This is a genomic window from Streptomyces sp. NPDC048290 (genome assembly GCF_040652095.1).
Taxonomy (GTDB): domain Bacteria; phylum Actinomycetota; class Actinomycetes; order Streptomycetales; family Streptomycetaceae; genus Streptomyces.
The window spans coordinates 15,986-29,534 of the sequence record NZ_JBEZLM010000005.1 but is presented as its reverse complement, the minus strand read 5'-3'; the positions used below and the strand labels follow the sequence as shown (position 1 = coordinate 29,534).

Annotated in this window: 13 protein-coding genes and 1 pseudogene; 12 read left to right on the top strand and 2 right to left on the bottom strand. The window is 72.7% G+C overall.

All coding sequences use genetic code 11. From position 1 onward, the window contains the following. Positions 1-13: 13 nt before the first annotated feature. The 9 genes and pseudogenes from AB0D49_RS09580 to AB0D49_RS09540 all read left to right on the top strand — a co-directional run. Positions 14-601: pseudogene (locus AB0D49_RS09580) on the top strand (riboflavin synthase); the annotation flags it as partial. 269 nt (positions 602-870) lie between these two features. Then, positions 871-1,518: a nicotinamide mononucleotide transporter family protein gene (locus AB0D49_RS09575; protein WP_362754543.1), complete on the top strand. Its 648-nt coding sequence runs from the start codon at positions 871-873 to the stop codon at positions 1,516-1,518. Next, positions 1,515-2,810, top strand: a complete 1,296-nt coding sequence (locus AB0D49_RS09570) for a bifunctional 3,4-dihydroxy-2-butanone-4-phosphate synthase/GTP cyclohydrolase II (protein WP_362753534.1) — start codon at positions 1,515-1,517, stop codon at positions 2,808-2,810. Before AB0D49_RS09575 ends, AB0D49_RS09570 begins: the two co-directional genes overlap by 4 nt. Positions 2,811-2,850: 40 nt before the next feature. Then, positions 2,851-3,336 (top strand): 6,7-dimethyl-8-ribityllumazine synthase, encoded by a 486-nt coding sequence (gene ribH / locus AB0D49_RS09565; RefSeq protein ID WP_362753532.1) that lies wholly within the window; start codon positions 2,851-2,853, stop codon positions 3,334-3,336. Between the two features lie 34 nt (positions 3,337-3,370). Next, complete coding sequence (locus AB0D49_RS09560; protein ID WP_362753529.1) at positions 3,371-3,643, top strand: phosphoribosyl-ATP diphosphatase; 273 nt, start codon at positions 3,371-3,373, stop codon at positions 3,641-3,643. A 55-nt stretch (positions 3,644-3,698) separates the two neighbouring features. Continuing rightward, positions 3,699-4,547 carry an ATP phosphoribosyltransferase gene (hisG, locus tag AB0D49_RS09555; RefSeq protein WP_362753526.1) on the top strand — a complete coding sequence of 283 codons (849 nt, stop codon included), beginning with the start codon at positions 3,699-3,701 and terminating at the stop codon, positions 4,545-4,547. A gap of 21 nt (positions 4,548-4,568) precedes the next feature. Next, positions 4,569-5,027 (top strand): PH domain-containing protein, encoded by a 459-nt coding sequence (locus AB0D49_RS09550; protein ID WP_362753523.1) that lies wholly within the window; start codon positions 4,569-4,571, stop codon positions 5,025-5,027. A 213-nt stretch (positions 5,028-5,240) separates the two neighbouring features. Further along, positions 5,241-6,566, top strand: coding sequence for a hemolysin family protein (locus tag AB0D49_RS09545; protein WP_362753520.1), 1,326 nt, complete (start codon positions 5,241-5,243; stop codon positions 6,564-6,566). Next, a complete protein-coding gene (locus AB0D49_RS09540; protein ID WP_362753517.1) occupies positions 6,563-7,615 on the top strand; it encodes a hemolysin family protein in 1,053 nt (350 codons plus the stop codon). Before AB0D49_RS09545 ends, AB0D49_RS09540 begins: the two co-directional genes overlap by 4 nt. A gap of 21 nt (positions 7,616-7,636) precedes the next feature. Here AB0D49_RS09540 and AB0D49_RS09535 read toward each other — a convergent pair whose 3' ends face one another. Both AB0D49_RS09535 and AB0D49_RS09530 read right to left on the bottom strand, forming a co-directional pair. After that, positions 7,637-9,586 carry an AAA family ATPase gene (locus tag AB0D49_RS09535; protein ID WP_362753514.1) on the bottom strand — a complete coding sequence of 650 codons (1,950 nt, stop codon included), beginning with the start codon at positions 9,584-9,586 and terminating at the stop codon, positions 7,637-7,639. A 482-nt stretch (positions 9,587-10,068) separates the two neighbouring features. Next, positions 10,069-10,722 (bottom strand): hypothetical protein, encoded by a 654-nt coding sequence (locus AB0D49_RS09530; RefSeq protein ID WP_362753511.1) that lies wholly within the window; start codon positions 10,720-10,722, stop codon positions 10,069-10,071. A gap of 193 nt (positions 10,723-10,915) precedes the next feature. Here AB0D49_RS09530 and AB0D49_RS09525 point away from each other — a divergent pair, with 193 nt between their 5' ends. The 3 genes from AB0D49_RS09525 to AB0D49_RS09515 all read left to right on the top strand — a co-directional run bounded on the left by AB0D49_RS09525 (position 10,916) and on the right by AB0D49_RS09515 (position 13,399). Then, positions 10,916-12,280, top strand: coding sequence for a peptidase C39 family protein (locus AB0D49_RS09525; protein ID WP_362753508.1), 1,365 nt, complete (start codon positions 10,916-10,918; stop codon positions 12,278-12,280). 46 nt (positions 12,281-12,326) lie between these two features. Further along, the gene (locus AB0D49_RS09520) at positions 12,327-12,623 is read left to right on the top strand and encodes an SCO1431 family membrane protein (RefSeq protein ID WP_362753505.1); all 297 of its coding nucleotides are present in this window, start codon (positions 12,327-12,329) and stop codon (positions 12,621-12,623) included. Between the two features lie 74 nt (positions 12,624-12,697). Next, a complete protein-coding gene (locus AB0D49_RS09515; RefSeq protein ID WP_362753502.1) occupies positions 12,698-13,399 on the top strand; it encodes a TetR/AcrR family transcriptional regulator in 702 nt (233 codons plus the stop codon). Positions 13,400-13,549: the final 150 nt, after the last annotated feature.

Here is a 13,549-nt window from a genome sequence, read left to right as displayed (position 1 = left end):
GAGGACCCGGGAAGTGTTCACCGGAATCGTCGAAGAGCTGGGCGAGGTCACCGCCGTCGAGAACCTCGGCGACGCCTGTCGCTTCCGGCTCCGCGGCCCCGTCGTCACCGAGGGCGCGCGCCACGGTGACTCCATCGCCGTCAACGGCGTCTGCCTCACCGTCGTCGAGCACGAGGGCGACGAGTTCACCGCCGACGTCATGGCCGAGACCCTCAAGCGCTCCAGCCTCGGCGCCCTCGCCGTCGGCTCCCGGGTCAACCTCGAACGGCCCACCGCCGTCGGCGCCCGCCTCGGCGGCCATATCGTCCAGGGCCATGTCGACGGCACCGGCACGGTCCTCGACCGCGCCCCCTCCGAGCACTGGGAGATCGTGACGATCTCGCTCCCCGCCGAGCTGTCCCGGTACGTGGTCGAGAAGGGCTCCATCACCGTCGACGGCATCAGCCTCACCGTGGTGGACGCGGGCGCCGAGCACTTCACCGTCAGCCTCATCCCCACCACCCTCGCGCTCACCACCCTCGGCGTGAAGCGCCCCGGCGACCCCGTCAACCTGGAGGTCGACGTGATCGCCAAGTACGTCGAGCGACTGCTCGGCGCGGGCCCCACCGGCACCGCGGGCCCCACCGGCACCGCGGGCGCCACCGGCACCGCGGGCGCCACCGGCACCGCGGGCGCCACCGGCACCGCGGGCGCCACCGGCACCGCGGGCGCCACCGGCACCGCGGGCGCCACCGGCACCGCGGGCCCCACAGGCACCGCGGGCGCCACCGGCACCGCAGGCATCACTGGCACCACCAGCACCACCACCAGCACCACCGACCTCACCGGCGCCCCCGCCGCCCCGGACCCGGGGGAGCCCCGGTGACCGCCCTGGACTCGCTGAACTCCGAGGCGTTCGAGCTGTTCGGCCAGCACATCATCTGGTCGGACATGATCGGCAACCTCCTGGGCCTGGCCGCCCTCGCCCTCGGCTGGCGGCGCTCGGTGTGGACCTGGCCGGTCCAGTTCCTGGCCGGTCTGATCCTCTTCGGCGCCTTCTACGGCCATCTCACCGGCAGCGCGGGCAAACAGGTCGTCGTCATGGCCGTCGCCCTCTTCGGCTGGTGGCAGTGGCGGCGCAGACGCCGCGACGGTCTCGCCGGGGACGGCCGGATCACGGTCCGGTTCGCCACCTGGCGCGAACGCGCCGCCATGCTCGCCGCCGCCGCCCTCGGCACGGTCGGCACCGCCCTCCTCTTCACCGCCCACCCCAGCCTCTCCTGGGACCCCTGGCCGGATGCCTACATCTTCATCGGCACGATCGTCGCCATGTACGCCCAGGCGCGCGGCATGGTCGAGTTCTGGTTCGCCTGGCTCCTGGTCGACCTGGTCGGCGTCCCCCTCAACTTCGCCAACGGCTACGCCTTCTCCGGCTTCGTCTACGTCATCTACGGCGCACTCGTCCTGTGGGGCATGCGCGACTGGTGGCTGCGCACCCGCAACGACGCGCGGTCCCTCCTGGAAGGAGCGCACGCATGACCCTGGCACCCGTCCTGCACCCGACCGACGGCTTCGAGCACCTCGCCCTCGACCCGGTGGAACAGGCCGTCGCCGACATCGCGGCCGGCCGCCCCGTCGTGGTCGTCGACGACGAGGACCGCGAGAACGAGGGCGATCTGGTGATCGCCGCCGAGAAGGCCACCCCCGAGATCGTCGCCTTCATGATGAGCGAGTGCCGGGGGCTGATCTGCGCCCCCATGGAGGCCGACGAACTGGACCGGCTGCGGCTGCCGCAGATGGTCGAGGACAACACCGAGTCGATGCGGACCGCGTTCACCGTCAGCGTCGACGCCTCCGCGGCCCACGGCGTGACCACCGGCATCTCCGCCGCCGACCGCGCCACCACGCTCCGCCTCCTGGCGAGCGGCACCGCCGCACCCGGCGACCTGGTCCGCCCCGGCCACATCTTCCCGCTGCGCGCCCGCCCCGGCGGCGTCCTGGCCCGCGACGGGCACACCGAGGCCGCCGTCGACCTCGCCCGGCTCGCCGGACTGCGCCCGGCCGGTGCCATCGTGGAGATCGCCGGGGAGGACGGCCGGATGCTCCGGCTGCCCGAGCTGATCCCGTTCGCCCGCAAGCACGGGCTGACGATCATCTCCATCGAGGACCTGATCGCCTACCGCCGGGCCACCGAGCCCACCGTCCGCCGCGAGGCCGAGACCCTGCTGCCCACCGCCCACGGCACCTTCACCGCGTACGGATACCGCTCGCTCACCGACGGCGTGGAGCATGTGGCCCTGGTCCACGGCGACCTCGGCGACGGCGAGGACGTCCTCGTCCGGGTGCACAGCGAATGCCTCACCGGGGACGTCTTCCACTCCCTGCGCTGCGACTGCGGCCCCCAACTGCGCACGGCCATGGAACGCATCCAGTCCGAGGGCCGGGGCGTGGTCGTCTACCTCCGGGGCCACGAGGGCCGCGGCATCGGCCTGCTGTCCAAGCTGCGCGCCTACGAACTCCAGGAGCACGGCCGCGACACCCTCGACGCCAACCTGGAGCTGGGCCTGCCCGCCGACGCCCGGGACTACGCGGCGGGCGCCCGCATCCTCACCGACCTGGGCGTGCGCAGCCTGCGGCTGATGACCAACAACCCCGACAAGACCGACGCCCTCGTCCGGCACGGACTGTCCGTCCACGGCCGGGAGCCGATGCCCGTCACCGCGGGCGAGTACAACCTCACCTATCTGCGGACCAAACGGGACCGCATGGGCCACGACCTGCCCTGGCTGGACACCTCCGCCGACCCGGCGGCCACCTGCGGCAACCAGTAGCGACGACCGAGACACACCCCCCCCGAGGAGAGAAGCGAACGTGAGCGGCAAGGGCGCACCGGAACTGTCCGTACGCGATGTGGGCGACCTGCGGGTCGGCGTGATCGCCGCGCAGTGGCACGAGAAAGTGATGGACGGACTGGTCGACGGCGCCCTGCGCGCCCTGCACGACCTGGGCATCAGCGAGCCCACCGTGCTCCGGGTCCCCGGCAGCTGGGAACTCCCGGTGGTCGCCAGGGCCCTCGCGGGCCGCGGCTACGACGCGGTCGTCGCCCTCGGTGTCGTCATCCGCGGCGGCACCCCGCACTTCGAGTACGTCTGCCAGGGCGTCACCGCCGGACTCACCCAGGTCGGCGTGGACACCGGTGTCCCCATCGGCTTCGGCGTCCTCACCTGCGACACCGAGGACCAGGCCCTGGACCGCGCCGGGCTGCCCGGCTCCCGCGAGGACAAGGGCCACGAGGCGGTGACCGCCGCCGTCGCCACCGCGGCCACCCTGCGCTCACTATCCGAACCATGGCGTTAGCCCGGTGGGCGGGACGCGTACAGTGGGCGCCACCATGTCCAAGAAGACGTTCGAGGAGCTGTTCACCGAGCTCCAGCACAAGGCAGCCCACGGCGACCCCGCCACCTCCCGTACCGCCGAACTCGTCGGCAAGGGCGTCCATACCATCGGCAAGAAGGTCGTCGAGGAGGCCGCCGAGGTCTGGATGGCCGCCGAGTACGAGAGCACCGAGGCGACGGCCGAGGAGATCTCCCAGCTGCTGTACCACGTCCAGGTGATGATGGTCGCCCGGGGCATCTCCCTCGACGACGTGTACGCCCACCTGTAAGCCCGCAGTCCCTTTCCCTCCCTCTTCCCTCCCTCACGCAAAGGAAGCCGACCTCATGCTGCGCATCGCCGTCCCCAACAAGGGTTCCCTTTCCGGCCCTGCGGCGGACATGCTGCATGAGGCCGGCTACCGCCAGCGCCGTGAGTCCAAGGAACTGCGGATCGTCGACCCGGTCAACGAGGTCGAGTTCTTCTACCTCCGCCCCCGCGACATCGCGATCTACGTCTCCTCCGGCCGCCTCGACATCGGCGTCACCGGCCGTGATCTGCTGGTCGACTCCGGCGCGGGCGCCGAGGAGATCCTCCCGCTGGGCTTCGCCCGCTCCACCTTCCGCTACGCCGGGAAGCCCGGTGTGGCCGGTGGCGTGGCCGACCTGGACGGCAAGACGGTCGCCACCTCCTACGAGGGCATCGTCGCCAAGCACCTCGCCGACAGCGGCGTCGACGCCTCCGTCGTCCACCTCGACGGAGCCGTCGAGACCGCCATCGAACTCGGCGTCGCCGAGGTCATCGCGGACGTCGTGGAGACCGGCACCTCGCTGCGCAACGCCGGTCTTGAGGTGTTCGGCGAGCCCATCATGCAGTCCGAGGCCATCGTCATCCGCCGCACCGGCGCCGACGCCGCGGAACCCAAGGTCCAGCAGTTCCTGCGCCGCCTCCAGGGCGTCCTGGTCGCCCGGACCTACGTGATGATGGACTACGACATCCGCGCCGAGCACCTCGAAGAGGCCGTCGCCATCACCCCCGGTCTTGAGGGCCCCACCATCTCCCCGCTGCACAACGAGGGCTGGGTCGCGGTCCGCGCGATGGTCCCCTCCAGCGACGCCCAGCGGCTGATGGACGACCTCTACGACATCGGCGCCCGCGCCATCCTGACCACCGCCATCCACGCCTGCCGCCTCTGAGGCCCGAGAGGTACCGAACCGATGCCGGACCACCCGCCCGCGCTGCCCGTCACCTTCCGCCCCACCCGCACCCGTGCCGTCCTGCTGACCGCCGCCACCGCGATCTTCGCCGTGGTGACGGTGATGGCGCTGCTGCTGGACCGGCTCAGCACCGCCGAGCGGATCAGCTTCGTCTTCACCGCGCTGCTGCTCTCCACGGTGGTGCTGGTCCTGGCCCGGCCGAAGGTGGTCGCCGACGAGAGCGGGGTCACGGTCGTCAACTTCGCGAGCAGCCGCCGTCTGGAATGGGCCGAAATCATAAGGGTCAACCTCCGGGTCGGTGACCCCTGGGTCTTCCTCGACCTCAGCGACGGCACCAGCCTCGCCGTGATCGGAATCCAGCCCGGCATCGCGAAGCAGCAGGCCATCGCCCACGCCCGCGCCCTGCGCGCGCTGGTCGAGGCCCGCTCCGGCCACCCGGCCGACCAGAAGCACGGCTGACGGGGGCGCGTCCACCCTGCCGCGGGCGCGGGTGTCGTGATTAATCTGGTGCCGGAGGCGTTTCGCTGCGCCTCCGCCCCCGCGCCCGCCCCCCCCCGGCGCACGGGGGCTCCAGCTACCCGAGGAGTGACTCCCTCCAGCGATGGACGGATCGTCCTGTAGTACCTGCGCCGCCCCCTGCCGACATCGTGTCGACTCCGAGGCGGCGGCCTCATGACCCTCCCCCTTCTGCTGCTCGCGGCGGCGTTCGTGCTGATCCTCGCCAACGGGTTCTTCGTCGCCGCCGAGTTCGGCCTCGTCACCGTCGAGCGCCCCGACGCCGAACAGGCCGCCGCCGCGGGCGACCGCCGCGCCGCCACCGTCGTCGCCTCCCTCAAGGAGCTGTCCTTCCAGCTCTCCGGCACCCAACTCGGCATCACCCTCACCTCCCTGGTCGTCGGCATGCTCGCCGAACCGGCCCTCGCCCAGCTCCTGGACGGCCCCCTGCTCGCCACCGGACTGCCCGGCGGCGCGGTCCCCGGAGTGGCGGTCGTCGTCGGCATGTTGCTCGCCTCCGCCGTGCAGATGGTGGTCGGCGAACTGGTGCCGAAGAACTGGGCGGTGTCCCGTCCGCTGGAGGTCGCCCGGTTCGTGGCCGGTCCCCAGCATCTGTTCGCCCGGGTCTTCCGGCCGGTGATCGCCGCCCTCAACGCGGTCGCCAACCGGCTGGTCCGCGCCCTCGGCTTCGAACCCGCCGAGGAGCTGGCGTCCGCCCGCACCCCCGGCGAGCTGGTCTCCCTCGCCCGGCACTCCGCACGCGCGGGCGCCCTGGAACAGGACACCGCGGACCTGTTCGTACGGACCCTGTCGCTCGGCGAGCTGACCGCGCAGCACGTCATGACGCCCCGGGTGAAGGTCGCCGCGCTCCAGGAGTCGGCGACCGCCGAGGACGTCGTCAACCTGGTCCGCGCCACCGGGCTGTCCCGGTTCCCGGTCTACCGGGAGCGGATCGACGAAGTCGTCGGCATGGCCCACCTCAAGGACGCCCTCGCGGTCCCGGTCCAGGAGCGGCTGCGCACCCCGGTCGAGCGGATCGCCCGGCCCGCGCTGCTGGTCCCCGAGACCCTGCCCGTGCAGCCGCTGCTGGCCCGGCTCCGCACGGAGCAGCCGATCGCGGTGGTCGTCGACGAGTACGGCGGCACCGCCGGGGTGGTCACCCTGGAGGACATCGTCGAGGAACTCGTCGGCGAGGTCCGGGACGAGCACGACGGGCAGGATCTGCCCGAGCTGTGCCCGGCCCCGCCCGAGGACGGCCGCCCCGCCTGGGACGCCGACGGCAGCTGCCGGGTCGACACCCTGCGCCGGATCGGCCTGGACGCCCCGGACGGGCCCTACGAGACGGTCGCGGGCCTGGTCGCCGATCTGCTGGGGCGGATCCCGGCCGTCGGCGACCGTGCCGAGCTGCCCGGCTGGAAGCTCGCCGTCCGCCGGGTCGGGCACTACCGGGCCGAACGGGTCCGCCTGGTCAAGGCCGCGCCGGTGCTGGAGGGCGCCCGATGAGCGTGCTGCAACTCCTCTTCGCCGCGCTGCTGGTGCTGGCCAACGGCTTCTTCGTCGGCGCCGAGTTCGCCCTGGTCTCGGTCCGCCGCAGCCAGATCGAACCCCTCGGCACCGCCCGCGCCCGCCAGGTGCTGTACGGGCTGGAACATCTGCCGCGGATGATGGCGGCGGCCCAGTTCGGCATCACCGTCTGCTCGCTGACGCTGGGCGCGGTCGCCGAACCCACGGTGGCCCATCTCCTGGAGCCGCTCTTCGCCTGGATGCGGCTGCCCCACGCGATGATCCACCCCCTGGGCTATGTCATCGCGCTCGCGGTGGTGGTCTTCTTCCATCTGGTGATCGGCGAGATGGTCCCGAAGAACCTGGCGATGGCCGCCCCCGAGACGGCCGCGCTGTGGCTGAGCCCGGGACTGGTCGCCTTCGCCCGGCTGTGCGGGCCGGTCACCGCCGGGCTCGGAGCCTGCGCCGAGGCGGTGCTGCGGCTGTTCCGGGTCGAGCCGAAGGACGAGGTCGAGGCCGTCTTCACCAGCGAACAGCTCAACCGCCTGGTGGAGGACTCCGGACAGGCCGGACTGCTCGGCCCCGAGGAGCAGGAGCGTCTTGAGGACGCCCTGGAGCTGGGCTCGCGCCCGGTGACGGACGTCCTGCTCGCCCGTGACTCGCTGGTCACCGTCGACCCGTCGGTCACCCCGGCCCGGGTCGTCGCCCTCACCGCGCGCACCGGCTACTCCCGGTTCCCGGTGGCGGCGGAGTCCGGCGCCTTCATGGGCTACCTCCATGTCAAGGACGTCCTCGACCTGGAGGACGTCTCCCGCGCGGTCCCGCAGCAGATCTGGCGCCCCATGACGACCCTGCGCCCGGACCTCCCGCTGGACGACGCCCTCACCGTGATGCGCCGGGCGGCCAGCCATCTCGCCCAGGTCGCGGACGCCTCCGGCCGGGTCCTCGGTGTGGTGACCCTGGAGGATGTGCTGGAACTCCTGGTGGGGGAGGTGACGGACCCGGCCCACCGGGCGCCCCGGCTCCCCGAGCAGGTGCTCGCGACGTAGGAGCGTGTGCCCGCGGGACCGTCACATCGCCGACGGGTCCTGCGGGCCCCTGCCCGACAGCACCTCGCCGTACGCCTGCATCAGATCGGGCAGTCGCAGGGTCGCCAGGTCGTCCCGGGAGAGCGCGCCCGGATAGCCGGAGAGCCGCAGATCGCGGTACGCGCAGCTCTTCTCGTACAGCGTGCGCAGGAACCGGCCGTTGCCCAGCTCGTCGATCCAGCCCTGGTCCACCACGTGCCCGGCGATCGAGCGCAGCTCGTCCAGCGCCTCCTCGTCCCAGACGTCCCCGTTCTCCGCGGCGAGGACCTCGCCGATGGAGGTGAGTTCGAGGGGGCGGTAGGAGGGGAAGTCGACGCGGGTGGTGAAGCGGGAGGAGAGGCCGGGGTTGGCGGCGAGCAGCCGGTCCATGCCCTCCGGGTATCCGGCGAGGATCACCACCAGATGGTCCCGGTTGTCCTCGGCCCGCTTCAGCAGCACCTGGAGCGCCTCGTCGCCGTAGGCGTCCCCCTTGCCGTAGCCCGAGTTGGACAGTGAGTACGCCTCGTCCACGAAGAGGACCCCGCCGAGCGCGGAGTCGATCAGCTCATTGGCCTTGACGGCGGTCTGGCCGAGGTACTCGCCGACCAGGTCGGCGCGCTGGGCCTCCACCAGATGGTCACCGCCGAGCAGCCCGAGGGCGTAGAAGACCCGGCCGAGGATACGGGCGACGGTGGTCTTGCCGGTGCCGGAGGGGCCGGAGAAGACGAAGTGACGTTTGGGCGGCTGCACCGGCAGCCCCTGCCCGGCCCGCAACCGGGCCATGTTCAGCTGTGCTGACAGGGCTTTGACCTGCCGTTTCACCGGTTCGAGACCGACCATGCGCTCCAGTTCGGCGAGCGCCTCCTCCAGTAACGCGGCATCGGTCGGCCCGGCGGGCAGCGACTGCTCGGGCCCGGTCGTCTTGGCCCGGACGGCCGGGTCGGGGCCGGTGGGCAGCGGTCCGGTGGGCAGGGGGCCGGTCGGCAGCGGTCCGGTGGGCAGGGGCCCGGTGGGCGACGGGCCGACCGGACCTCCGGGGAGGCCGGGGCCGCCGAGTCCCGGCTCGGTCAGCTTCAGACCGCGGTCCTCGGTGCCGAACAGCGGGTCGAGCCCGTCCGGTCCGTCGAAACCGTCGGGTCCGACGCCGGTGAGGGTGAGCGCGGCGAGTCCGTCGGCGTCGTCGTAGCCGTCGCTCTCGGCGATGGCGGCGAGCCGGGCCGAGGTGTCCATGAAGGCGGGGTCGACCCGGTGCACGGCCCGGTACAGGGGGAGCGCGGCGGCGCTGCGGCCGGTGCCCTCGTGCGCCCGCGCCAGCCAGTAGCGCAACTCCTTGCGCTGCGGCTGTTCGCTGCGGCAGCGCATCAGGGCGCCGGACAGCATCGGTTCGGCCTGGCCGTACATCTCCAGCCGGACCCGGGCCATGCCGCCGAACAGCCCGGCCTCGATGCCGAGCAGTGGATCACCGAGCAGCGGGTCGGTGTGCCGCACCAGTTGCTCCCAGTCCTTGACGAGATAGGAGCGGCAGGCGTGCAGAAAGCGGACCTGGGTGTCGGTGTCGACCGGTGGGAGCCCGGCGAGCGCCCGGTCCAGCTCGGGGACGTGCCGTCCGTCGAGCCAGTGGGAGGCGTGCGCGAGCAGCAGATCGCGCGGGCTCTCCAGCACCGGCTGCACCCACCAGCCCAGCCAGTACCAGGAGTTGAGCGAGCGGCGATGGCGGGCGCGCTGCTCGCCGAAGCGGTCGCGGTGGCGGAACATGCGCAGCAGCGCGGTCGTGGTGTCGACCCGGAGCGCGTGCAGTCCCAGCCAGCCGTCCGCCATGCCGGGGTCGATCCTGACCGCGGTCCGGAACTCCTCCTCGGCCTGCGGATAGGCGCCCATCGTGTAGGCGTCCACGCCTCTGAGCCAGGCCAGATCGGCCGGGGCCTCGGGACCGCCCTGCGTGCCGAAGTCCATCAACGTCCCCCCACCAACCGTGCCCCCGTCGGTCTCCCACCGGACCCTCGCCCGGTGGCCGTCGGCCCGCCAACCGCTGGACCGCGGACCGGAGTTGCCAGGTGTGCGACGCGGATGTCCACCGGTCGCACCGAGGGCATGGTACCCGCGGCGGCCGGGCCTGCCGAAGGGTGCCGTATCCGCCGTTCGACGAGGTGGGCGTGGACCGGGCGCACCGGATCTGGTGACCGTGGGTGAGCGGGGCACGGCCCTGGGCAGCCGCGAGGGCGGTGCGGAAGGGGCCCGGAGACGGGGAGAAAAGGGGAGAGAAGAGCAGCAGAGCGGGCAGAACGAAGCCCCCGATCACGGGGGAACAACCGGGGGCTTCGCGTCCTGCGGCGGCCTCGACGGGCCGCACATTGAGAACGTAAGTCCTGTACGGCCCTTGGGTCAAGCCGAGTTGATGCACTGACGCAAGTTCAAACGCAAGGGTCTTCACAAGTTCAGCACAATGACGTGGGGTCGTCGCTCTCGGTGACGATCTGGTCCGGACCTGCGCTTCTCAGAGGTCCCGGCAGCACCGCATACCCCTGCGAAACCTGCCGTACCAGCAGCCGCGCGTGGGGGCGCGAGGGGTCCTCGGCGAAATGCCGTCGTTCCGCGGCGACCCAGCCCGCCCAGAACTCCCGCTGCTCCGCCCCGTCCCGGGCCCGCCCCCGCGCCCACGCCTGATCGGGCGGTACGTCCATCCACAGCAGCGCCGCCAGATACGGGCGCAGCGCACGCCGGCCCGCGCCGACGCCCTCGACCAGCACCACGGGCGCGGCGGGCAGATCGCGCGGGGCGCCGAAGGCGCGGGCGTTCCAGTCGTAGGGGGCGTAGCGGGCGGTGGTGCCCCGGGACAGCGGGGCGATCACCTGGTCCAGGAGGCGGCCGGTCCAGGCGAAGAGTTCGGCGTGGGAGGCGATGTCGTCCAGGTGCAGGACGGGGGCGCCGCCGAGGGCCGCCGCCAGCCGTCCGGCGAAGGTGGTCTTGCCCGAGCCCGCGTGTCCGTCGACCGCGACCAGCCGGACCGGACCGCAGGACGGCGGCAGCGCGGCGAGCCGTCCGGCGAGGGCGGACAGCGGGCGGGGCGCGGGGGTGTGCGGTTCCGGCATCCGTCCATCATCGCTGGTCCGCGCGGGGCGGGAGAGCGCCGGGCCGTCCCGGTCATATCAGTGGACTGAACCAATATTGGTCGCCGCCGCACGGTCACGGATGCTGGCCGGACCCGGCCCCCGGCGGTCATAGTGGCCCCACGCGGCCGACCCGGCCGTGTGCCGTCCACGGACTTCCGGGGGTCATCCGCCCATGCGCAGCGCCGAACAGCCGTCCCGCAGAATCGTTCTTGCCGCGACCGTCGCCGCCGCCGTCGCCGCGGGTGGCGCCGGGTCCGCCTCCGCCGCCCCCGCGGACGGCGCCGGACGCCCCGGCCGTCCCCCGGCCCGCCCGGTCGACAACCGCGCCTGGACCTCGTACGGCGACTGGCGGTCGGGGGCGGTGCGGGGAGCGCGGGCGGTGCCGGGCAAGCGTCCCGGGCTGGTGATCGGCGCTGCGGACGGTACGGCCGAGTACCCCGACCCGCACACCGGGACCACGGCGACCTGGGAGTACGCCACCTGGACCGGCCCGGAGCACCGGCTCGCCGTGCCCGCCACCGAGGTCATCGCCTCCTGGAACGCCCGCACCCCCGCCGGGACCTGGCTCCAGATCGAACTGTCCGGCACCTACACGGACGGCACGGCCACGCCCTGGTACGTGATGGGCCGCTGGGCGTCGGGCGACGGGGATCTGCGGCGTACCTCGGTGGACGACCAGAGCGACGGCCGCAGCAGCGTCTGGACCGACACCTTCGCCATCGACGACCCGGCGTCCGGGCTGCGGCTGGCGGCCTGCCGACTGCGGCTGACCCTCTACCGCAGGCCCGGCACCCGGCTCACCCCGACCGTCTGGCGGGCCGGCGTGATGGGCTCCGACGTCCCCGACCGCTTCACCGTCCCGGCCTCCGCGCCCGCGCTCGCCGCCGAACTGACCGTGCCGCGCTACTCCCAGGAGATCCACAAGGGCCAGTACCCGGAGTACGACAACGGCGGCGAGGCGTGGTGCAGCCCCACCTCCTCGCAGATGATCATCGAATACTGGGGCGGGCGGCTCACCGAGGAGCAGCTCTCCTGGGTCGACCCCGCCTTCGCGGACCCGCAGGTGTGCCACGCGGCCCGGTACACCTACGACCACCAGTACGCGGGCTGCGGCAACTGGCCGTTCAACGCCGCCTACGCGGCCACCTTCGACGGCCTCCAGGGCGTGGTGACCCGGCTGGCCTCGCTCACCGAGGTGGAGACCCTCATCAAGGCGGGCATTCCGGTCATAACGTCCCAGTCGTTCCTGGCGTCCGAGCTGACCGGCGCCGGATACGGCACCTCCGGGCATCTGATGACGGTCATCGGCTTCACCGCCGACGGCGATGTGATCGCCAACGACCCGGCGTCCCCCAGCAACGCGGAGGTCCGGCGCGTCTACCGGCGCCGCGAGTGGGAGAACATCTGGCTCCGCACCAAGCGCTACGACGCGAACGGCAAGGTCAGAAGCGGTACGGGCGGGGTCTGCTACCTCTACTTCCCGGCCCGCCTCGGCGCCCGCCAGCGCAAGGCGCTCGCCGCGGTGGGGGTCTGCTGACCCGGCGGACCTGAGGACGGCCCCGTCCGGCTGTGACCATCCGGCTGTGACCAACCTCTCCGCGGCGAAAGCCGCCGAAGGTGGCAAAGTGAACGGATCGGCGCATCACGCCGGGCGGGGGAGCCCACATCCGTACGACCAGAGCGAGACCCGTATGACCGCGCACTCCGCCGTCCCCGCGCACTCCGCCGTCCCCGCGCACTCCGCTGCCCCCGCCCGCACCGGGCACCGCGCCCGCACCGGCGGTCCCAAGAACGACGGTCCCGAACTGGTCGAGCAGGTCGTCGGCTGGACCCTCGTGGTGGTGGTCGCCATGCTGATCGCCCAGCTCGGCCTGGTCTGAACCGGTCCCCTCGGCCCGCGCGGTGATCTTCCCGGCGGGCCGACCTGGCATACTGCTCACCCCCCGCCGTCCGGATGAGACCAGGGTCGAATGTGAGTACCAGTCAACGGCGTGACGCCGCCTCCCGCCCCCGGGCCCGCGGCACCGAGCGCTCGCTGGCCCGCCGTGCCGAACTCATCGACATCGGGCGGAAGTTGTTCGCGGACACCTCCTACGACACGCTGTCGATGGACGACATCGCCCGGCAGGCCCAGGTCGCCAAGGGGCTGATCTACTACTACTTCCAGTCCAAGCGCGGCTACTACCTGGCCATCGTCGAGGACGCGGTGTCCGACCTCGTCACCTTCGCCGCCGGAGGTCTGGACCTCGACCCGGTGGACCGGGTCCACCGCACCATCGACGGCTATCTGCGCTACGCCGAGCACCACCAGGCCGCGTACCGGACCATCGTCAGCGGTGGCGTCGGCTTCGACACCGAGGTGCAGGCCATCCGGGACGGGGTGCGGGAGGTGATCGTCGACACCATCGCCGAGGGCGCCTACGGCACCCGGGAGATCGCACCGGTCGCCCGGGTGGCGCTGCTCAGCTGGATCTGCGGGGTCGAGGGCGCCTGCCTCGACTGGATCGCCCGGCCGGTCCTGGACCGCGAGACGATGTGCCGGCTACTGGTCAAGACGCTGGGCGCGACGTTGCGGGCGGTGGAGGAGATGGAGCCGGGGCTGCGCGCCCCGGCCCCGGCCCGCCGCCCGGGGGTTCCGGCGCCGCGCGAGGGCTGAGCGGGGCTGAGGGGGGGGCTTGCAGGGGCGGGTTCTCGGGGTCGTCCCCGGAACGCGGAGAGACCCGGGTCGGAGATCCGCCGATCCCCGACCCGGGCCCCGCGCGGTTCCCGTCAAGCGGTGGTTCCGGTCCAGCCGTGGTGCCGGTCC

Bases quoted from the DNA above. Each gene is read 5' to 3' on its own strand.
- AB0D49_RS09570 (WP_362753534.1), top strand. From the start codon at position 1,515: ATGACCCTGGCACCCGTCCTGCACCCGACCGACGGCTTCGAGCACCTC.
- AB0D49_RS09560 (WP_362753529.1), top strand. From the start codon at position 3,371: ATGTCCAAGAAGACGTTCGAGGAGCTGTTCACCGAGCTCCAGCACAAG.
- hisG (WP_362753526.1), top strand. From the start codon at position 3,699: ATGCTGCGCATCGCCGTCCCCAACAAGGGTTCCCTTTCCGGCCCTGCG.
- AB0D49_RS09550 (WP_362753523.1), top strand. From the start codon at position 4,569: ATGCCGGACCACCCGCCCGCGCTGCCCGTCACCTTCCGCCCCACCCGC.
- AB0D49_RS09545 (WP_362753520.1), top strand. From the start codon at position 5,241: ATGACCCTCCCCCTTCTGCTGCTCGCGGCGGCGTTCGTGCTGATCCTC.
- AB0D49_RS09540 (WP_362753517.1), top strand. From the start codon at position 6,563: ATGAGCGTGCTGCAACTCCTCTTCGCCGCGCTGCTGGTGCTGGCCAAC.
- AB0D49_RS09535 (WP_362753514.1), bottom strand. From the start codon at position 9,586: ATGGACTTCGGCACGCAGGGCGGTCCCGAGGCCCCGGCCGATCTGGCC.
- AB0D49_RS09530 (WP_362753511.1), bottom strand. From the start codon at position 10,722: ATGCCGGAACCGCACACCCCCGCGCCCCGCCCGCTGTCCGCCCTCGCC.
- AB0D49_RS09525 (WP_362753508.1), top strand. From the start codon at position 10,916: ATGCGCAGCGCCGAACAGCCGTCCCGCAGAATCGTTCTTGCCGCGACC.
- AB0D49_RS09515 (WP_362753502.1), top strand. From the start codon at position 12,698: ATGAGACCAGGGTCGAATGTGAGTACCAGTCAACGGCGTGACGCCGCC.